The 18,341-nt window shown below is 47.0% G+C and carries 12 protein-coding genes, 1 tRNA gene and 1 pseudogene; 11 read left to right on the plus strand and 3 right to left on the minus strand.

Annotation, left to right across the window (positions count from 1 at the left end; translation table 11 throughout):
* The first annotated feature begins 191 nt into the window (after nucleotides 1-191).
* From NBH07_RS11380 to NBH07_RS11395, 4 genes are all read left to right on the plus strand, one after another.
* A complete protein-coding gene (locus tag NBH07_RS11380; protein WP_009016618.1) occupies nucleotides 192-2,927 on the plus strand; it encodes a DNA gyrase/topoisomerase IV subunit A in 2,736 nt (911 codons plus the stop codon).
* A 3-nt stretch (nucleotides 2,928-2,930) separates the two neighbouring features.
* The gene (locus NBH07_RS11385) at nucleotides 2,931-3,800 is read left to right on the plus strand and encodes a DUF3316 domain-containing protein (protein WP_009016619.1); all 870 of its coding nucleotides are present in this window, start codon (nucleotides 2,931-2,933) and stop codon (nucleotides 3,798-3,800) included.
* An 11-nt stretch (nucleotides 3,801-3,811) separates the two neighbouring features.
* On the plus strand, nucleotides 3,812-4,828 hold the full coding sequence (locus NBH07_RS11390) for a S41 family peptidase (protein ID WP_005860005.1): 1,017 nt from the start codon (nucleotides 3,812-3,814) through the stop codon (nucleotides 4,826-4,828).
* A 72-nt stretch (nucleotides 4,829-4,900) separates the two neighbouring features.
* Nucleotides 4,901-4,982, plus strand: a tRNA-Leu gene (locus NBH07_RS11395).
* 328 nt (nucleotides 4,983-5,310) lie between these two features.
* Here the strand turns inward: NBH07_RS11395 and dprA are convergent.
* The 3 genes from dprA to NBH07_RS11410 are packed head-to-tail and all read right to left on the minus strand — an operon-like array spanning nucleotide 5,311 to nucleotide 8,102.
* A complete protein-coding gene (gene dprA / locus NBH07_RS11400) occupies nucleotides 5,311-6,429 on the minus strand; it encodes a DNA-processing protein DprA (protein WP_009016620.1) in 1,119 nt (372 codons plus the stop codon).
* On the minus strand, nucleotides 6,430-6,843 hold the full coding sequence (locus NBH07_RS11405; RefSeq protein WP_005860009.1) for an acyl-CoA thioesterase: 414 nt from the start codon (nucleotides 6,841-6,843) through the stop codon (nucleotides 6,430-6,432). It lies immediately after the preceding gene.
* A complete protein-coding gene (locus tag NBH07_RS11410) occupies nucleotides 6,843-8,102 on the minus strand; it encodes a peptidase U32 family protein (protein ID WP_008779052.1) in 1,260 nt (419 codons plus the stop codon). Before NBH07_RS11410 ends, NBH07_RS11405 begins: the two co-directional genes overlap by 1 nt.
* A 279-nt stretch (nucleotides 8,103-8,381) precedes the next feature.
* Here NBH07_RS11410 and dusB point away from each other — a divergent pair, with 279 nt between their 5' ends.
* The 7 genes and pseudogenes from dusB to NBH07_RS11445 all read left to right on the plus strand — a co-directional run bounded on the left by dusB (nucleotide 8,382) and on the right by NBH07_RS11445 (nucleotide 18,223).
* Nucleotides 8,382-9,371 (plus strand): tRNA dihydrouridine synthase DusB, encoded by a 990-nt coding sequence (gene dusB / locus NBH07_RS11415; protein WP_005860012.1) that lies wholly within the window; start codon nucleotides 8,382-8,384, stop codon nucleotides 9,369-9,371.
* Nucleotides 9,372-9,717: 346 nt separating this feature from the next.
* Nucleotides 9,718-9,873 (plus strand): annotated as a pseudogene (locus NBH07_RS11420) (AAA family ATPase); the annotation flags it as partial.
* Nucleotides 9,874-9,961: 88 nt separating this feature from the next.
* On the plus strand, nucleotides 9,962-11,005 hold the full coding sequence (locus NBH07_RS11425; protein WP_009016688.1) for a sugar kinase: 1,044 nt from the start codon (nucleotides 9,962-9,964) through the stop codon (nucleotides 11,003-11,005).
* Nucleotides 11,006-11,041: 36 nt separating this feature from the next.
* Nucleotides 11,042-11,716 (plus strand): bifunctional 4-hydroxy-2-oxoglutarate aldolase/2-dehydro-3-deoxy-phosphogluconate aldolase, encoded by a 675-nt coding sequence (locus NBH07_RS11430; protein WP_009016689.1) that lies wholly within the window; start codon nucleotides 11,042-11,044, stop codon nucleotides 11,714-11,716.
* A complete protein-coding gene (uxaC, locus tag NBH07_RS11435; RefSeq protein WP_039848521.1) occupies nucleotides 11,713-13,116 on the plus strand; it encodes a glucuronate isomerase in 1,404 nt (467 codons plus the stop codon). The genes NBH07_RS11430 and uxaC overlap by 4 nt, the downstream gene beginning before the upstream one ends.
* Nucleotides 13,117-13,301: 185 nt before the next feature.
* Entirely contained in the window at nucleotides 13,302-16,550 is a 3,249-nt protein-coding gene (locus tag NBH07_RS11440; RefSeq protein ID WP_009016691.1) for a SusC/RagA family TonB-linked outer membrane protein, read from the plus strand.
* A 41-nt stretch (nucleotides 16,551-16,591) separates the two neighbouring features.
* Nucleotides 16,592-18,223: a RagB/SusD family nutrient uptake outer membrane protein gene (locus tag NBH07_RS11445; RefSeq protein ID WP_009016692.1), complete on the plus strand. Its 1,632-nt coding sequence runs from the start codon at nucleotides 16,592-16,594 to the stop codon at nucleotides 18,221-18,223.
* Nucleotides 18,224-18,341 lie beyond the last annotated feature (118 nt).

Genomic DNA, 18,341 nt, shown 5'->3' on the forward strand with positions numbered 1-18,341 from the left:
ATTGTTATTGATAAGACAAAAGATTCTGAAAAACCCCTACCACCTAAATATTTATTTTATAAAATCTCTTTATTTAACGCAAACTCACTCTCGTAAAAGCCTCATTCTTATAAAAACTGCCGAATATTTGCTATATTTACACCCTGTTAGCAATTTGGCGTAATAGCGTTGTGTAGAAAGAACTGGATTTTATGAGACCGGAAGATAAAGAAGACGATTATATCGAGGATAAGGAAAACGAGGAAATTGAGGATATAAATAGTGATACCCAAGATAACGAGACTACGGAGGAAGAGGCGAATACCCATTCCGACTATAAAGTCCCGGGGAAAGGGGATACACGTGTCACGACCTATCATTTGTCTGGGATGTACCAAAACTGGTTCCTAGACTACGCTTCTTATGTGATCTTGGAACGGGCCGTTCCGCATATCAACGATGGACTGAAACCCGTACAACGACGTATCCTGCACTCCATGAGGAGGTTGGATGACGGGCGGTATAACAAGGTTGCAAATATCGTAGGTCATACGATGCAGTTCCACCCTCACGGAGACGCCTCTATCGGAGATGCCTTGGTGCAATTGGGACAAAAGGATCTGTTGATCGATTGCCAAGGAAACTGGGGTAATATCCTGACGGGAGACGGAGCCGCCGCTCCTCGTTATATAGAGGCTCGCCTTTCCAAGTTTGCCTTGGAGACCGTATTCAATCCCAAGACAACCCTTTGGCAGCTTTCTTACGACGGGCGTAATAAGGAACCGGTTACCTTACCGGTAAAATTCCCTTTATTGCTGGCACAGGGCGTGGAAGGTATCGCCGTAGGCCTGTCTTCCAAGATACTCCCTCATAATTTCAATGAGTTATTAGATGCTTCCATCGCCTATCTACGGGGAGAGGAATTCGCGTTATATCCGGATTTCCAGACAGGAGGCTCTATCGACATAGCCAAATATAATGATGGAGAACGGGGTGGATCGGTGAAAGTCCGTGCGAAAATCGGCAAGCTCGATAATAAGACATTGGTGATCTCGGAGATCCCGTATGGAAAAACAACCTCTACCGTGATCGAGTCCATCCTAAAAGCGAACGATAAAGGAAAGATCAAGATCAAGAAGGTAGACGATAATACCGCCAAGGATGTAGAGATCTTGGTGCATCTCGCTCCGGGGGTCTCTTCAGACAAGACCATCGATGCTTTATACGCCTTTACGGATTGTGAGATCAGTATCTCCCCAAACTGTTGCGTGATCAAGGAGGACAAGCCGCATTTCCTTACGGTCAGCGATGTGCTTCGCCACTCTACGGATCGTACGCTGGAGCTGTTACGGGAAGAGCTCAAGATCCAGAAACAAGAGCAGGAGGAGGCCCTGTTCTTCGCCTCCCTTGAAAAGATATTTATCGAGGAACGTATTTATAAAGACCCGGAGTTCGAGAACGCCAAGAACATGGACGAGGCGATATCCCATATCGACCTTCGTTTAGAGCCGTTCAAGCCCCGATTTATCCGTGAGGTTACCCGGGACGATATCCTGAAACTCATGGAGATCAAGATGGGACGTATCTTAAAGTTCAACTCCGACAAGAGTAACGAGTTCATTGCCCAGACCTTGGAACAAATCGCCAAGATCAACGATAAGCTGGAACATATCGTCGACTATACCATCGATTGGTTTACCATGCTGAAAGAGAAATACGGCAAGGCTTACCCTCGCCATACCGTGATACGCAATTTCGACACGATCGAGGCGACCAAGGTCGTAGAGGCGAACGAGAAATTGTATATCAACCGTCAAGAAGGTTTCATCGGCATGGGACTGAAAAAGGACGAGTTCATATGTAACTGCTCGGATATAGACGATGTCATTATCTTCTATCGCAACGGTACTTATAAGATCGTCAAGGTAGCGGATAAGATCTTTATCGGTAAGGATATTCTATATGTCAACGTATTTAAGCGTAACGACAACCGGACGATTTACAACGTCATATACCGGGACGGTAAGTTCGGATATAATTACATCAAACGCTTCGCCGTCACAGGCGCTACACGCGATCGGGAATACGACCTGACCAAAGGTACGGAAAACTCCCGTGTCCTTTACTTCAGTGCAAACCCGAACGGAGAGGCGGAGACCGTCAAGGTAATCCTGAAACCCAAACCCCGGCAGAAACTACTCGTCTTCGAAAAGAACTTCAGCGAGATAGCCATTAAGGGACGGGGTTCTCAAGGTAATATCCTGACGAAAGCGGAAGTGCACAAGATCAGCCTCAAGCAGAAAGGCTCTTCCACCTTGGGAGGCCGGGAAGTATGGTTCGACTGGGACGTACTCCGGTTAAATTACGATGGACGGGGAGAAGAGCTAGGCGAGTTCCATAGCAACGATCAGATATTGGTGATCCTGCCGAACGGCGATTTCTACGTCACGAATTTTGACCTTAGCAATCACTACGAGTCCAATATCATGGTCATCGAGAAATACCAGCCGAGCAAGATATGGACTGCCGTATTATACGACGCAGATCAGAAATATTATTATATCAAACGATTCCTGCTGGAGGTAAACACCCGGAAGCAGAATTTCCTAGGAGAGAATCCGAAGAACCGCTTGATGTTGCTTACGGATGAGGTCTATCCTCGTATCGAGGTGATCTTCGGAGGCCATGACGCCTTCCGGGAGGCTCTCGTCCTCGATGCCGACGAATTTATCGCGGTGAAAGGCTTCAAAGCCAAAGGTAAACGAATCTCTACATTTGAGGTCGAGACAATCAATGAGCTGGAACCGAATCGCTTCGTCCCTTCCGAAAACGCATCGGAATCAGACGATACCGAAGGCAATGAGGAGGGAAACGACACTGACGACGGGCAGAGTACCACGGATATTATCGATGAAATTACGGGACAGATGAAATTGTTTGACGAATAACCTATGAAAGCTATCACCTGTTTGATTGGTTTGTTCCTGCTGTTTCTCGCGTCATCGGCCAAGGCCCAGTCCGATGGAGACGAGATCCCTTGGTCTATCAACAGCGGGACCATGGTCGGTATAGGAAGCTACAACCTAATGGACACCTATTTATCTCCCAGCATGGAAGATAAGAAATATACAGGCCCCGGATTACGGGTAATGAATGAACGGATGAAGAGGGTCCGACTGGCAAACTATCGGGTATCCAGACAGCAAATCATAAGCGTCGATCTGGCTAGCACGGATAATGCTGCCTCTACCGCTACGGATTTCGCGGGCTTTATCGATTATACGTTGGGTTACTATTATCATTTGCCCACGCTATTGCCGGATCTAAAGCTTCTGGCGGGTGGTGCCGTGCATGGCATGGGTGGTTTTATATACAATACCCGTAACGGAAATAACCCGGCCTCGGCGAAAGCGGATATCGATTTGAACATCTCTGCCATGGCGATCTATAAGTTACGCGTCAAGGAATATCCCATGACGCTACGCTACCAGTTCACGATCCCCTTCGCCGGTGTTTTATTCTCCCCCCATTACGGGCAATCGTATTACGAGATCTTCAACCTAGGGAATGCCTCGGGAGTGGTGCAATTCAATTCCTTCCATAATAAATTCGCCATGAAGAACTTTTTCACGGTAGATTTCCCGGTTTGTAATTTTACGATACGGGCAGGTTACCTAAACAGCTCTTACCGTACAGATGTCAATGGGATACAGTCTCATATAATCTCTCACTCTTTTATGATCGGCCTCGTGAAAGAATTTATCTCTTTCGGAGGAAAACGCCTAAAGAATACCCAGCGGTTCAGAAGCGCTTATTATTAAAAGGAAATCAAATGAAACGATACCTTATATATATATGTATATCTCTCGGATTCCTGTTTACCGGATGTGAGAAATCGGACGAATACGTGGCCTCCCCACAGGAGAACTTTGAGGCGCTTTGGAAAATATTGGATGAGAATTACTGCTTCTTCGAATACAAGGACATTGATTGGAACGAGGTTCACGACCGTTATAAGACGCAGATAAGCGATACGATGAACCAATACGTCCTATTTGACGTATTAGGCGATATGCTAAACGAGCTGAAAGACGGGCATACCAATTTGATATCCACCTTCAATATGTCCCGCTATTGGGATTGGTATCTCGATTATCCGGATAATTTCGACTCGGACATACAAGAGAATTATCTCGGAAGGAACTACTCGATCGCCGGAGGACTTAAATACACGACATTGAGTGACGGGCAGATCGGGTATATTTACTACGGTAGCTTTTCCAGTTCGGCCGGCGAAAGCGGTTTGGATCACATATTCTATCAATTCAAGGATTGCAAAGGTTTGATCTTCGATATCCGGGATAATGGCGGTGGCATGTTATCAAACGCCGATCGCATCGCTTCCCGTTTCTTGGAGGAAAAGATACTGACCGGCTATATCCAACATAAGACGGGTAAAGGGCACGATGACTTTTCCGAACCTTATCCCCTTTATCTCTCACCTTCCGAGCGTATCCGCTGGTTACGCCCTGTTGTGGTCTTAACGAATCGTCATTGCTACAGCGCCGCCAACGATTTCGTGCAGAAAGTACGCATGATGCCTTATGTAACGACGATGGGAGATCGCACCGGAGGCGGTAGTGGCTTCCCCTTTAACTCCGAGTTGCCCAACGGCTGGGGTGTCCGTTTCTCCGCGTCTCCCATGCTAGATGTAAACAAACAGCATACGGAATTCGGTATCGATCCTACATATAAGGTTTCTATGACCCAAGAAGATATCGAGAAAGGTAAAGATACGATTATCGAGGCGGCGATCACCCACCTCTTGTCCGAGACCGAGAAGAAATAAGGTTTCGCTAAAAAAACAACGCAAATATTTGCAAGTTTATAAAAAAGCATTACCTTTGCACACGATTCCAATGCGGCTGTGGTGTAATTGGTAGCCACGTCAGACTTAGGATCTGATGCTTCACGGCGTGGGGGTTCGAGTCCCTTCAGCCGCACAAATCCAGAAATCCTTGTAAGTTCGCTTACAAGGATTTTTTAGTATGGATAAACCTCCTCCATATATACAAGCACTGTGAAGATCAAGGATTACAAACAACATCCAAACTGTTAATTTTAGAAGATTTTATGCCTATTCTGTATAGTTTCAAATTCAAAAACATTTTTTATACCGGGCAGACATGTTGTTTAACACAAGTTATACTCAAAACCCTTGACAAAGGGGCTTTACAAGCTTATCTTTGCATTGTGGTTTTTTCATAATAGTATTAGATTTAAGGTTAACAAAGTTTGGTTAGGGCTTGTCGTGAGACAGGCTTTAATTATTTATAGGGGTTTCATTCGTTTATAGATGCTTCCCGGCATCGATTTTATCTTTCCATCCAATTCCAACTCAAAGAGCAGAGAAGATAATTGATGTACCGGAAGATTCAAGGCTACGGACAATTCATTGATATGAGATTCCTTTCGCATTTCCAAGAACGACAAGATCCGTTCACTCTCCTCGTTCTCAGGAAATAATAATTGGGTTTGGACCGGTAACGCATCTGTCTTTTGAGCGACATCCCAACGCATCGCCATGATTAAATCGTCAGCGCAAGTGATCAAGCCTCCTTTATTCTGCCGGATTAAGCCATTACATCCTTTAGAGTTGATATCCGTTACCCGGCCCGGAAAGGCATAGACATCCCGGCCATACGAGAAAGCGATATCCGCCGTGATCAAAGAGCCTCCTTTCTCCGCCGATTCAATAACGATCGTGGCATCCGCCAGACCGGCTACGATCCGGTTTCGCCGGATAAAGTTCTGCCGATCCGGATTCGTCCCGCTAGGAAAGTCGGTCAATAAACCTCCCCGCTCCAACATCTCGACCGCCGTAGAGCGATGCACGGGAGGATAGATACGATCCAAACCATGCGCCAATACGCCCACCGTGGGCAATTGGTTCTTCAACGCATTCCGATGAGCGCAAATATCGATGCCATATGCGAGTCCGCTAACGACCAATAGATCCGGGAAAATCACGGACAAATCCCGCAATAAACGCTCGGTCACTTCCTGTCCATAAGTGGAGGCCCTACGAGTACCCACAACGCTGATGATATGGGCGGCGTTTAAATCCGCGTTCCCCTTGAAATAAAATAAAACCGGAGCGTCCGGGCATTCCCGCAGACGTTCCGGATAATTCATATCTTTCAAGAAATAGATAGAGATACCGTTCTTTTGGGCAAAAGCCAATTCTTTCTCTGCCCGTAAAAGCACATCCGCCCGCTTAATCTCGGTGATAATCGAATCGCCGATACCCGATATCTTCTCTAGCGACTGGCGCTTTTCCGTAAACACGGCCTCCGCATCTCCCAACGCTTCCAGAAGATGGCGGGCTAGGATATCTCCCACCCCATTAATCATAGTAAGGCCAATTTGGTAAATCTGTTTGTCTGTCATTTATGCTTGTTTTGATTCTATTCGCTTTAGCATCTCATCGAAATATTCTCCTCTGGTTAATTTGCCATTCTCTACGACAACGGATTCCACGACTCCTTTAGTAGCCAGCGCCCCATCGGATTCCCGGTAAATATCTTGCTCGAACACCAGTTTCACCCCTTTCTTATATACATTCAGGCAAGAAGTATACCGATCGCCGCTCCGCAAGGAGTTCTTGAACTGGATATCCACACGGGCCACAAAAGCATCGATGCCCTTCTCATGCATGGCGCCGAAGTTCTCACCCAATGACTCCAGAAACTCATGCCGGGTATGCTCCATATAATGCTGGTAATTGGAGTTATTCACCACGCCTTGCAAATCGCACTCGTAATCGCGAACCTTGTCTGTCAGTTTAAAAATATATTCCTTCATTATCGTAGTTCTTTTTCGATTTGTACTTTCTCCATTTTATAAAGACGATCGGACGGGCGGATCTTCTCGGACATCTTTATCGAGAAGCGTTCCCCTTTCACGGTCTCCTCCACCGGTTTCAGGTCTACCCGGATCTCATCGACGGTCTGCATAACGGCTCCGGTCGTGGGACCCGTTACCAAGATCTCATCGCCTACTCTCAAGGAACCGGACTCCATCTCAAACTCGGCGACACCGATTCCGCTGAAGTATTTGATACCCCGTGCCACGTACACTTTCTTACGGGTAGCACCGGAGCCATATTTACTGCTCCATTCACCCAACCGTTGTCCCAGATAGTAGCCATCCCAGAAACCGCGATTAAAGACCCTGCGCAGACGCTCGTCCCAAACCGCTATCTTTTCCTCATCGAAGGTACCTTCGCAATAAGCCTTGACCGCCTCTTTATAACATTCGGTCACGAGACGCACATACTCCGGCCCGCGGGCACGCCCCTCCAGCTTGAACACACGTACGCCGGCATCCATCATCTTATTCATGAAATGAATCGTCTTCAAGTCCTTCGGCGACATGATATACTGATTCTCCACATCCAGCTCGATCTGGCTATCCTTATCATGCACCGTATAGGCACGACGACAAATTTGCATGCAAGCCCCCCGGTTGGCGGAAGCGTTCATCTCATGCAAACTCAAATAGCATTTACCGGACACGGCCATGCACAAAGCCCCGTGAGCGAACATCTCTATGCGGATCAATTCCCCTTTCGGGCCCTTGATCTGCTGCTTCACGATCTCCTGATAAATCTCATGCACCTGCTTTAAGTTCAATTCGCGAGCCAATACGACCACATCGGCGAAGCGGGCGTAAAACTTCAACGCCTCCACGTTCGAGATATTCAATTGCGTGGATAAGTGCACCTCTTGCCCGATGCTATTCGCGTAACTCATAGCGGCTACATCGGCGGCGATAATGGCGGAGACACCCGCATCCTTAGCGGCATCTATAATCTCCCTCATCAACGGAAGATCCTCACCATAAATAACCGTATTAACCGTGAGATAACTCTTGATACCATGTTCGCCGCAAATAGCGACGATCTTACGCAAATCCTCCGTCGTGAAATTATTCGACGAGCGAGAACGCATATTCAATCCTTCGATACCGAAATAAATGGAGTCGGCCCCTCCTTGTATAGCCGCCATCAACGATTCATAGGAACCGACAGGCGCCATTATTTCAAAATCCTTCTCTTTCAAGGTTATATATTTTAATATTACGGTAGCAAAGGTACGAATAATATTTGAGAAGATTTCTTATAAGCACAAACTCTCCATCCCATCATGAAAGAATAGTTCCAGTTGGAGAAGCACAAGATCCTAAATAAAGCGGGGCAATCCGAACTCTATCAATATATCATAAATGATCCGGATTATTAAAAACACCTGTTCCATCCACCGATCATCTTACGAGATGTAAAAATTATTCCCCAAAAAGAAGTACTTTTGTAATCTCTATTTAGTTAGCAAACAGAAGGTATGAAGATTGGTTCAATAGATTTAGGGGAGCGTCCGGTATTCTTGGCGCCTATGGAGGACGTGACGGATATCTCGTTTCGTTTGATGTGCAAACGCTTCGGGGCGGACATGGTATATACGGAGTTCGTATCGAGCGACGCGTTGATCCGCAGTGTGAACAAAACACAGCAAAAACTAAATGTCTCCGATGATGAGCGTCCGGTCGCTATCCAGATTTACGGTAAGGACGTAGCCTCGATGGTAGAGGCCGCACGTATTTGCGAGGAAGCTCATCCGGATATTTTAGATATAAACTTTGGTTGCCCCGTAAAGAAAGTAGCAGGCAAGGGAGCCGGGGCCGGCATGCTACGCAATATCCCGTTGATGCTGGAGATCACGAGAGAGGTGGTGAAAGCCGTGAACATCCCCGTCACCGTGAAAACCCGTTTGGGATGGGATGCCGACAACCGCGTTATCGTGGATCTGGCCGAGCAACTACAGGACTGCGGTATCGCCGCCCTCTCCATCCACGGACGTACACGGGCGCAAATGTACACGGGCGAGGCGGATTGGACCTTGATCGGTGCCGTAAAAAATAACCCTCGCATGCAAATCCCTATCATCGGGAATGGCGACGTGACTTCCGCCGAGATATGCAAGCAGCGTTTCGAGGACTATGGCGTAGACGCCGTAATGATCGGTAGGGCTAGCATAGGCCGCCCTTGGATCTTCCGGGAGATAAAACACTATCTTACGACCGGGAAATTATTGCCACAAGAGCCTTTCTCTTGGTATCTGGATATCCTAAAAAAACAAGTGGAGCAAAGCGTGGAACGATTGGACGAGCGTAGGGGAATCTTACATATTCGCCGTCATCTGGCAGCTACTCCGCTCTTCAAAGGTATTACCGATTTCAAGCAAACACGGATCGCCATGCTACGTGCGGAGACTGTTAACGAATTATTCGAAATTATGAATAATATTCCTAAAAAGTACGGAATTCTAGAATAACAAGCTTGATATATATCAAATTGAAACCTATTTGCGATATTTTTACAATAAAATGTTACAAATACTATTGACGCATATTATAAAACCCCTTATATTTGCATCGAGTTTTTTTCATAGTATTTTAGATCTAAGGTTAACAAGTCTTTGCAAGGGGGGAATCGTGAGATTGTTTCATTGAGGAGCAAAAAAAGCCGCATCCATATTGGGACTAGCGGCTTTTTTGTTTTTCCGGACTCTATATCCTAAATCAAGAAACTTATCGTATCTTTGTCAATAGGTCACATTAAATACTTGGCACTATGAACCAGACTATTTATCCCATCGGTATACAGAACTTCGAGAAGATTCGATCAAGGATTATGATTCTCGCTTTGGTATCTATAAAGTAGGATTTCCCAATTTAGAGGTAGAAGAAGGCTTTGTCAAATACCTGCTTCTTTTCTACACCAGTGTTAGCGCCCCAAAGACTCCTTTCGAAATCAGGCGTTTTGTCCGGGAGGTGGAATAAAAAAGCCTATGTTTTCGCACACACGCTATACATTATTCGAAATAAACCCTTACATTTGCGAAAAACATAATACTATACCACCATGAGTAAGAAAGTCATAACTTTCGGAGAGATCATGCTTAGGCTGGCTACTCCGGACTATTTACGCTTTTGCCAAGCCAATCAGTTCAACGCTACTTTTGGCGGAGGGGAAGCGAATGTCGCCGCCTCACTCGCCAACTATGGCATAGAGACTGAGTTTGTAACCCGTTTACCCCAAAATGACATCGCCCGTGCCTGCGTTATGGAATTACGCAAACAGGGTATCGGAACTTCCAAGATCATTTACGGAGGGGAACGGTTAGGCATTTATTTTCTGGAGACCGGAGCGGTCGCTCGTGCCAGCAAGGTGGTATATGACCGGGCTCATTCTTCCATCGCCGAGATCCGACCGGGGATGATCGATTGGAACGAGGTATTCAAGGATGCCTCTTGGTTTCACTGGACAGGTATCACGCCAGCCATATCCGAAGGTGCCGCCAACGTATGCTTGGAAGCGATACAGGCGGCAAACCGATTGGGCATCACGGTATCCTGCGACCTCAACTACCGGAAAAATCTCTGGAAATACGGTAAGACAGCCCATGAGGTCATGCCGGAACTAGTAGCCGGATGCGATATCATCCTAGGAAACGAGGAAGATGCCGAGAAAGTCTTCGGTATCAAGCCCGAAGGTTTTGACGCCGCCGCCACGGAAGGCGAGGTACACGCCGCCTCTTTCCAGTCGGTATGTACCCAATTAATGGCTCACTTCCCACGTGCCCGGAAAGTTATCATCACGCTAAGAGGCTCCATCAATGCCAATCATAACACATGGGGCGGAGTGCTATACGCCGACAACCGGTTGTACGAATCCCGCCGGTATGACATCACCCATATCGTAGATCGTGTAGGTGGAGGCGATTCTTTTATGGGAGGCCTTATTTACGGTTTGCTCTCCTACCCCGGTGACGACCAGAAAGCCTTGGACTTCGCGGTAGCGGCTTCTTGCCTAAAGCACACAATTTACGGAGACTTCAACCAAGTAACCGTAGAGGAAGTAGAAAAACTCATGTCCGGCGACACCTCCGGCCGTGTCTCCCGCTAATTTTCAATTCTCAACTTTCAATTTTTAATTCCCAATATGGCTCAATTCAATAAAATACAAACATTACAGGCTATCATCCAAACCGGAATGGTGCCCGTTTATTATAATAAAGAGGTAGAGATCGCAAAACAAGTTGTAAAAGCCTGTTACGAGGGAGGCGTCAGAGCCTTCGAGTTTACTAACCGGGGAGATTTCGCCCACGAGGTATTTGGCGAGCTGGTAAAATACGCCGCCAAGGAATGCCCGGAATTAGTATTGGGCGTAGGTTCTATCGTAGACCCGGCCACAGCCGCCTTATTCATACAGCTAGGCGCAAACTTCGTAGTCGGCCCGTTGTTCAACCCGGAGATAGCGAAGATATGTAACCGTCGCCTCATCCCTTATACGCCCGGCTGCGGTTCCGTATCCGAGATCGGCTTTGCCCAAGAAGTTGGTTGCGACCTTTGCAAGATATTCCCCGCCGGAAATGTAGGAGGTCCCTCATTTGTCAAGAACATAAAGGCACCCATGCCATGGACCCTAATCATGGCTACCGGTGCCGTGGAGCCGACAGAGGAGAATCTATCCGCTTGGTTCAAGGCCGGCGTGACCTGCGTAGGAATGGGATCCAAACTCTTCCCCAAAGAAGCGATAGCGGGAAACGATTGGCAATCCATTACCGATTTATGCCGCAACGCCTTATCTATCATTCAAAAGTATCGCCAAGTATGAAAAACTTTTTAGATCAAGATTTCTTGCTCCAAACCGACACGGCCCGTGAGTTATATCACGAGCATGCGGCGAAGATGCCCATCATTGATTACCATTGCCACCTAGATCCCCGGCAAATAGCGGAGAATCATCAATTCGAGGATCTTACGGAGATATGGCTTGGCGGAGACCATTACAAATGGCGGGCGATGAGAGCAAATGGTATCCCCGAGGAATACATCACCGGAGATAAGCCCTCTTACGAGAAATTCCTTAAATGGGCAGAGACGATGCCTTACACGATGCGAAACCCGCTTTATCATTGGACACATCTGGAACTTAGCCGTATATTTGGAATCCATAAAGTCTTGAATCCGGCTTCCGCCGAGGAAATCTACGCAACTTGTACGGATAAACTGCGTACCCCCGAATATCGTGCGCAAGCCATCATGAAACGGATGAACGTAGAGATTGTTTGTACGACCGACGATCCTATAGACTCATTGGAATTCCATCAAAAAATACGTTCAAGCGGATGCCACACCCGTGTATATCCGGCATGGCGACCGGACAAGGTACTCGCTATCGATAATTTCAAGGCGCTAAATGACTATTTGTCCAAGCTGGAGGCCGCCGCCGATAAGACCATCCTCACCTACAAGCATTTATTGGAGGCATTACAAAAGCGGCATGATTTCTTCGCCGCCCAAGGGTGCCGGTTATCGGACCACGGGTTGGATACTTTCTATGCCGAACCTTATACCGAGCAGGAGATTGAGGTGATTTTCCTCAAGGCTCGTATGGGTAAATCGCTCACGGAGCAGGAAGTTCGCAAATACCGTTCGGCATTGCTATACGAATTGGCGGCAATGGATGCCCGGAGTGGATGGGTACAGCAATTCCATATCGGCGCAAATCGGAATAATAACAAACGGATGTTCAAGTTATTAGGGCCAGACACGGGTTTCGACGCTATCGATGATCAGCCGGTAGCTGTTTCCATGAACCGCTTTTTCAGCCATTTAGATCAAGAAGGGCTGTTAGCGAAAACGATCGTTTACAACCTGAATCCCCGCGACACCGAGTTGATGGTAGCCAATGCCTACAATTTCAACGACGGCAGTGTACCCGGGAAGATGCAATATGGAGCGGCTTGGTGGTTCCTCGATCAGATCAAAGGCATGGAAGATCAGTTAAACGCACTTTCCAGCCTCGGTCTTTTAAGCCGTTTCGTCGGTATGCTGACAGATTCCCGCAGCTTCCTGTCATATCCCCGCCATGAGTATTTCCGCCGGATCCTTTGTAATATGCTAGGCAATGAGATAGAGAAAGGCTTATTGCCCGCCTCCGAGCTTTCCTTCATTGGACAGATGGTGGAGGACATCAGTTACAACAACGCTAAACGATACTTTGATTTCTGATTATTGCAACCCGCATTGCAATGTTACTGCACGCCTGTCGCAGTAACACTGCACGTGCGTTGCAGTAAGGCTGCAACAGCTTTGCAACATTTTATTCACAAACACTTCATAAGACCTTCCACTATACTCGCACATATTACGCCTACTTTTGCGGCAGATTTAGATAAACACTAAAATACGCAAACATGAAACAACGGCTTTATGATTTCATCCCTGTCAAGCATCTATGCGTAGGGATGTCTTTATGTGGCATAGTGGCAGGTACCCAAACCGCTCAAGCTTCTCCCGTCTTCGGGCAATCATCGGGCTTAGAACTTCCGAGTCCCAGCATCTACCAACAAAGTACGAAACAGATTTCCGGTATCGTCAAAGACCAGGCGGGGATTCCTGTAATTGGCGCGAACGTGATCGTAAAAGGGACGACAAACGGAGTAATCACCGGGCTCGATGGAGATTTCCTACTGGAAGTTCCGGAAAACGCTACCTTAGAGATCAGTTATATCGGTTATATGACGCAAAGTATCCCGATAAACGGGAAAACGACCTTCAACATCATCCTAGAAGAAGATACGCAGAAATTGGATGAGGTAGTCGTACTCGGTTATGGAGCGGGGCAACGCAAACAAGATCTCTCCGCTTCCGTGGGCGTGCTGAACAACACGGAAGACCTGGTGGCCCGTCCGGTTACCTCTACCGAAAGTATGTTGCAAGGGCAGTTAGCGGGTGTTACCGTACAAGCGAACGGTGGAGACCCGACGGCTACACCCTCGATAGTGATCCGTGGACAGGGCTCACAGAATGGCGATAACGTATTATGGGTTGTTGACGGTGTCCCCGGCGCACCCATCGCTTCTATGAATGATATCGAGACGATTGTCGTCTTAAAAGATGCTGCCTCTGCCGCTATCTATGGAGCGCAATCCGGAGCCGGCGGTGTTATCTTGGTAACCACCAAGAAGGCGAAAGAGGGCAAAACCTCGTTGAGCTATGACGCGACTTTCGGTGTTCGTAAAGCTAGCAACGTAATCGAGCCGTTAAATGCGGAAGAGCAACTCGAGATGCGAAAACTGTCTTACGCAAACGCAGGGCTTACATTGCCGACCGGTTGGGATTTGACCAAGAACCCATGGGTAGGTACCACACGTACCAACTGGATGGACGAGATCTTCCGCACCGCTTTCTACCAACGCCATAACGTAGCCTTGAATGTTGGTTCAGAGAATGCCTCCAACCGTGTTTCATTTGCTTACGATAATGATGAAGGTGTATTGATCAATACTTTCAACAAGAACCTTTCACTTCGTTACAACGGTAAATTCAAATTGAATAAATGGGTGACTATCACCGAAGACGTGGTTTGGAAAAACAACGAAAGCCGTTCAAAAGATACCGACAGTGGTTATACGGGAGTTGTCGCGGCGGCTATGTATATGCCTGCCAGCGCTACGGTTTACAATCCGCTGGATGGTACTTACGGTGGAACAACGACCGAAGACCCGGATTACATCGCCAAATATGGCTCCAACTTCGCGGATATCCATGGAGACGCTGTCAATCCGGTTCGCTTGCTGGAAGCGGAAAACCGCTATGACCGAACCAGCGACATCTGGAGTACGACCAGTCTGGAACTAGCTAATATCGTTACCGGCTTGAAGTTCACGAGCCGTTTCACTTACAACCTGAAGAATAATCTATATAAGAACTTCAGCCCGATCCGTGACGAGGTGGGAAAACCCTCCTTGACAAATAATCTGGATGAAACGACTTACCGTGCAGACGCATGGAAAACGGAAAACACATTGACCTACGACAATACGTTTAATGACATGCACACCGTGGGTGTCTTACTATCCACTACGGCCGATCATTACAGCAAGCGAGGATTAGAGGTTAATGGAAAAGATTTATCTGACGAATCCGCTTATTTACAATATCTATCCTATGCGAATTCCGTTTCCGCAACCGATTATTTGACCGGTCCTGACGCAAACGTATCCTTGATCGCCCGTCTGGCTTATTCCTTCAACGATCGTTACTTCGTTACAGCCTCTTGGCGTCGTGATTACGCAGGCCGTCTACCTAAAGATAATAACTATGGCGACTTTCCTGCCGTAACAGCCGGATGGAAAATCTCTAATGAATCTTTCTTCCCGAAGAGCGAGACACTGAATTTATTGAAGATCCGTGCTTCTTGGGGACGTGTCGGTAATCTAGGATCTATCGGTTATAATTACAAATCAGCTTTATTAGGTAAGAATTATTGGTCGGAGCAGGCACAGTACGGCGTAGAATCGAACAAGATTTGGGGAAACTTCGTCTATAACTCTACCGCATTAAATCCCAACTTAACATGGGAAACTTCCGAGCAATGGGACTTAGGTCTAGATGTGAACATGTTCGACAATCGCTTGAGCATGGCATTCGACTATTTCGACAAACGCACGTTCAACTTGATCCAGTCGCAAACGATGAACTGGCCGGGAACGATCGGTATCGATGCCATGTTAGTCAATCAAGGTGAAGTCCGCAACCGAGGTTTCGAGGCGCAAATCAATTGGAACCAACAGGTAAATAAAGATTGGTCGTACTTCGTTTCCGGAAACTTCTCTTATCTAAAGAACTGGGTTTCTGATATTGGGGTAAAGAACGCAGACGGAACCCCGGGCGTTTGGACAGGTATCACCAAAAATGATGCATATTTCGATGGTAGTTATCGTAACCTTCCATATATGTATCAAACAGCCGAAGGAGAACCGCTGGCCTCTTTCTATCTGATCAAGACTGACGGCATTTTTCAAAGCGACGCAGAGGCAGCCGCTTATGTAAACAAAGACGGAAAACGAATCCAACCGGACGCTGTAGCCGGCGATTTGAAATTCGTCGATGCCAATGGTGATGGAGTCATCAATGATGAAGACCGTCAATACTGCGGTAGCGCTACACCTAAAACTACATTCTCATTCTCCGGAGGATTCACTTGGAAGAAGCTTTCCGTAAGCGCTATGTTCCAAGGCGTAGGTGGAGCACAAGCTTTATATGTAGGTAAATATATGGCCTTAAGTGATGTAGAAGGAAACTTTAACCGCTCAAAAGAGATCATGAACGCTTGGAGTCCGTCGAATACAGGGTCGAATATTCCACGCTTATCGAAAAACGACCCGAATAGCAACTTTAGCACACCGTCTGATTGGTATCTGGAGAATGCTTCTTACTTACGTTTGAAGAACTTCACCGTATCCTATGACTTGAGTGATGTTATCAGGAAATGCGCTCACCTGCAAGAACGCAACAGCATGATGTCGGTTTACCTTAGCGGTGAGAACCTCTTCACGATCACGAACTACTCAGGAATGGACCCGGAAACCGGCGGTTGGGATGCCTTGAAGTATCCGGTTTCACGCGTATTCTCTGTCGGAGTCAAATTGACATACTAATCGGGTGTTTTAAAAGATATTCATATTAACAAAGGATCAAAATGAAAAGATATATTACAGTATTAGCATTATCCGCATTGGTTTGTAGTTCTTGTAGCGACTTCCTCGACGTTCAGCCGGAAGGAAACGCAACTACAACCTCCTATTTCTTGAATGATCAACAGGCCATTGATGCCATTGACGGATTATATGAAAGATTCCATCAAGAGGGTTGTTACGGCCGTGAGTTATTCTGGGAACAGGGAGCCGCATGCGACATTGTTTGGGGACGTACGCGCGGTTATAACTCTTTGGCGACCTTAGCCTATACCGGTGATGAATCTCCTCTAAGAGATGTATTCAGCCGTATGTATTCTACTATGTCCCGTGCGAATTGGATCATCCAAGAATTAGTGAAGAAAGAAAAGGGAACGACGCTGACCGCCGTCGAGAAACGCAGCTTGGGCGAAGCTTACTTCAGTCGCGGCTGGGCACATTATCTGATCGCTTATCGGTACGGTACGGATAAACAAGGAGTACCTTTCGTACGTTACGAGGACTTCCCCGACGATTACGACAACTCCATACCGCCTCAGCAAGCTACCGTTATGGACAATTATAAACTGATCATCGAAGATATGGACAAGGCAATCGCCTACCTTCCAAACTTCGAATCCTATGACGCCGACAACCGGGGCCGGGCACATCAGGCTGCTGCCGTGGCGTTCAAAGCGAAAACTTATGCTTACTGGGCTACTTGGGATGCTACCCAATGGAACAACGTCATCGAGATGGTCAATCAATTGGAGAACAACTACAATCGAGATCTAGCTCCCACATTTGCGGAACTATTCTCGTCTGACTTGAAAGATTATTGGAACGCCGAATATCTCTGGACTATTCCGAGTATCGGCGGCGCACTACCGGGCGGTACCGAATTCCCGGGTATTATCCTTGAGAACAAAGGATGGGGCAAATATAATGGTTGGGGGCAGATGAAGCCCTCCTACGACATCTACGAAGAAATGGCGAAAGATGGTAAAGGTAATGACCGTTTAGTACGCTCAATCTTGGAATACAACCAAGAGTTCCCGTTCTTCGGCGAGACACGCAAATTCTGGTCTACCTCCGACCTTGAAGCTGGTTTCATGATCAATAAATACATGGACGCTTTCAAATACTCAGACCCTGTAGGTGAAGGAGCCGTGAGTGCTAATGGAGACTGGCCTACGGTCCGTGTCAATTTCCCGATCATCCGTTTCGCAGAAATGTTATTGTTCCGTGCCGAGGCATATTTAATGACAGGTCAAGCCGATAAAGCAACCGCAGACATCAACCGTATCCGCCTACGCTCCAACTTGACACCGCTTGCCGGCACCGCCACGATGAAGGATCTATATCACGAACGCCGTTGTGAATTGGCTTTTGAGTTTACAGACCATCTATTCGACTTAAAGCGTTGGAGCCGTTCTTCCAATGCCGACATAAAGACATTGGCCGATAAAGAGTTGAACGCACATCCACGTATCCGCAGATATGAAGACCGGGCGAATCCGGAATCCGCGTTCACGATTATTGGTTACGAAGATTACACCAACAAAAACGCCTATCAAGCACATATGATGGTATTCCCGTATCCAAGTGAAGAGATTACTAAATCGAATGGTCAACTGAAGCAGAACGAGGGATATTAACCGGCTCCTTTAAACCGATCAAGGAACGAATAAGATTCAATTACGGGCTGTCTCAGAAAATGAAACAGCCCGTGTTATTTTCTACCGGGTAAAAACGCATATCTCAAATAGGTAGTTT

Source organism: Parabacteroides sp. B2-S-102 (assembly GCF_023656665.1).
GTDB classification, from domain to species: Bacteria; Bacteroidota; Bacteroidia; order Bacteroidales; family Tannerellaceae; genus Parabacteroides; species Parabacteroides distasonis.

Excerpts from the sequence above, each read along its gene's own strand:
- NBH07_RS11390 (WP_005860005.1), top strand. The coding sequence starts at position 3,812 with ATGAAACGATACCTTATATATATATGTATATCTCTCGGATTCCTGTTT.
- NBH07_RS11425 (WP_009016688.1), top strand. The coding sequence starts at position 9,962 with ATGAGTAAGAAAGTCATAACTTTCGGAGAGATCATGCTTAGGCTGGCT.
- NBH07_RS11385 (WP_009016619.1), top strand. The coding sequence starts at position 2,931 with ATGAAAGCTATCACCTGTTTGATTGGTTTGTTCCTGCTGTTTCTCGCG.
- NBH07_RS11440 (WP_009016691.1), top strand. The coding sequence starts at position 13,302 with ATGAAACAACGGCTTTATGATTTCATCCCTGTCAAGCATCTATGCGTA.
- NBH07_RS11430 (WP_009016689.1), top strand. The coding sequence starts at position 11,042 with ATGGCTCAATTCAATAAAATACAAACATTACAGGCTATCATCCAAACC.
- NBH07_RS11445 (WP_009016692.1), top strand. The coding sequence starts at position 16,592 with ATGAAAAGATATATTACAGTATTAGCATTATCCGCATTGGTTTGTAGT.
- dusB (WP_005860012.1), top strand. The coding sequence starts at position 8,382 with ATGAAGATTGGTTCAATAGATTTAGGGGAGCGTCCGGTATTCTTGGCG.
- NBH07_RS11405 (WP_005860009.1), bottom strand. The coding sequence starts at position 6,843 with ATGAAGGAATATATTTTTAAACTGACAGACAAGGTTCGCGATTACGAG.
- NBH07_RS11380 (WP_009016618.1), top strand. The coding sequence starts at position 192 with ATGAGACCGGAAGATAAAGAAGACGATTATATCGAGGATAAGGAAAAC.
- dprA (WP_009016620.1), bottom strand. The coding sequence starts at position 6,429 with ATGACAGACAAACAGATTTACCAAATTGGCCTTACTATGATTAATGGG.
- uxaC (WP_039848521.1), top strand. The coding sequence starts at position 11,713 with ATGAAAAACTTTTTAGATCAAGATTTCTTGCTCCAAACCGACACGGCC.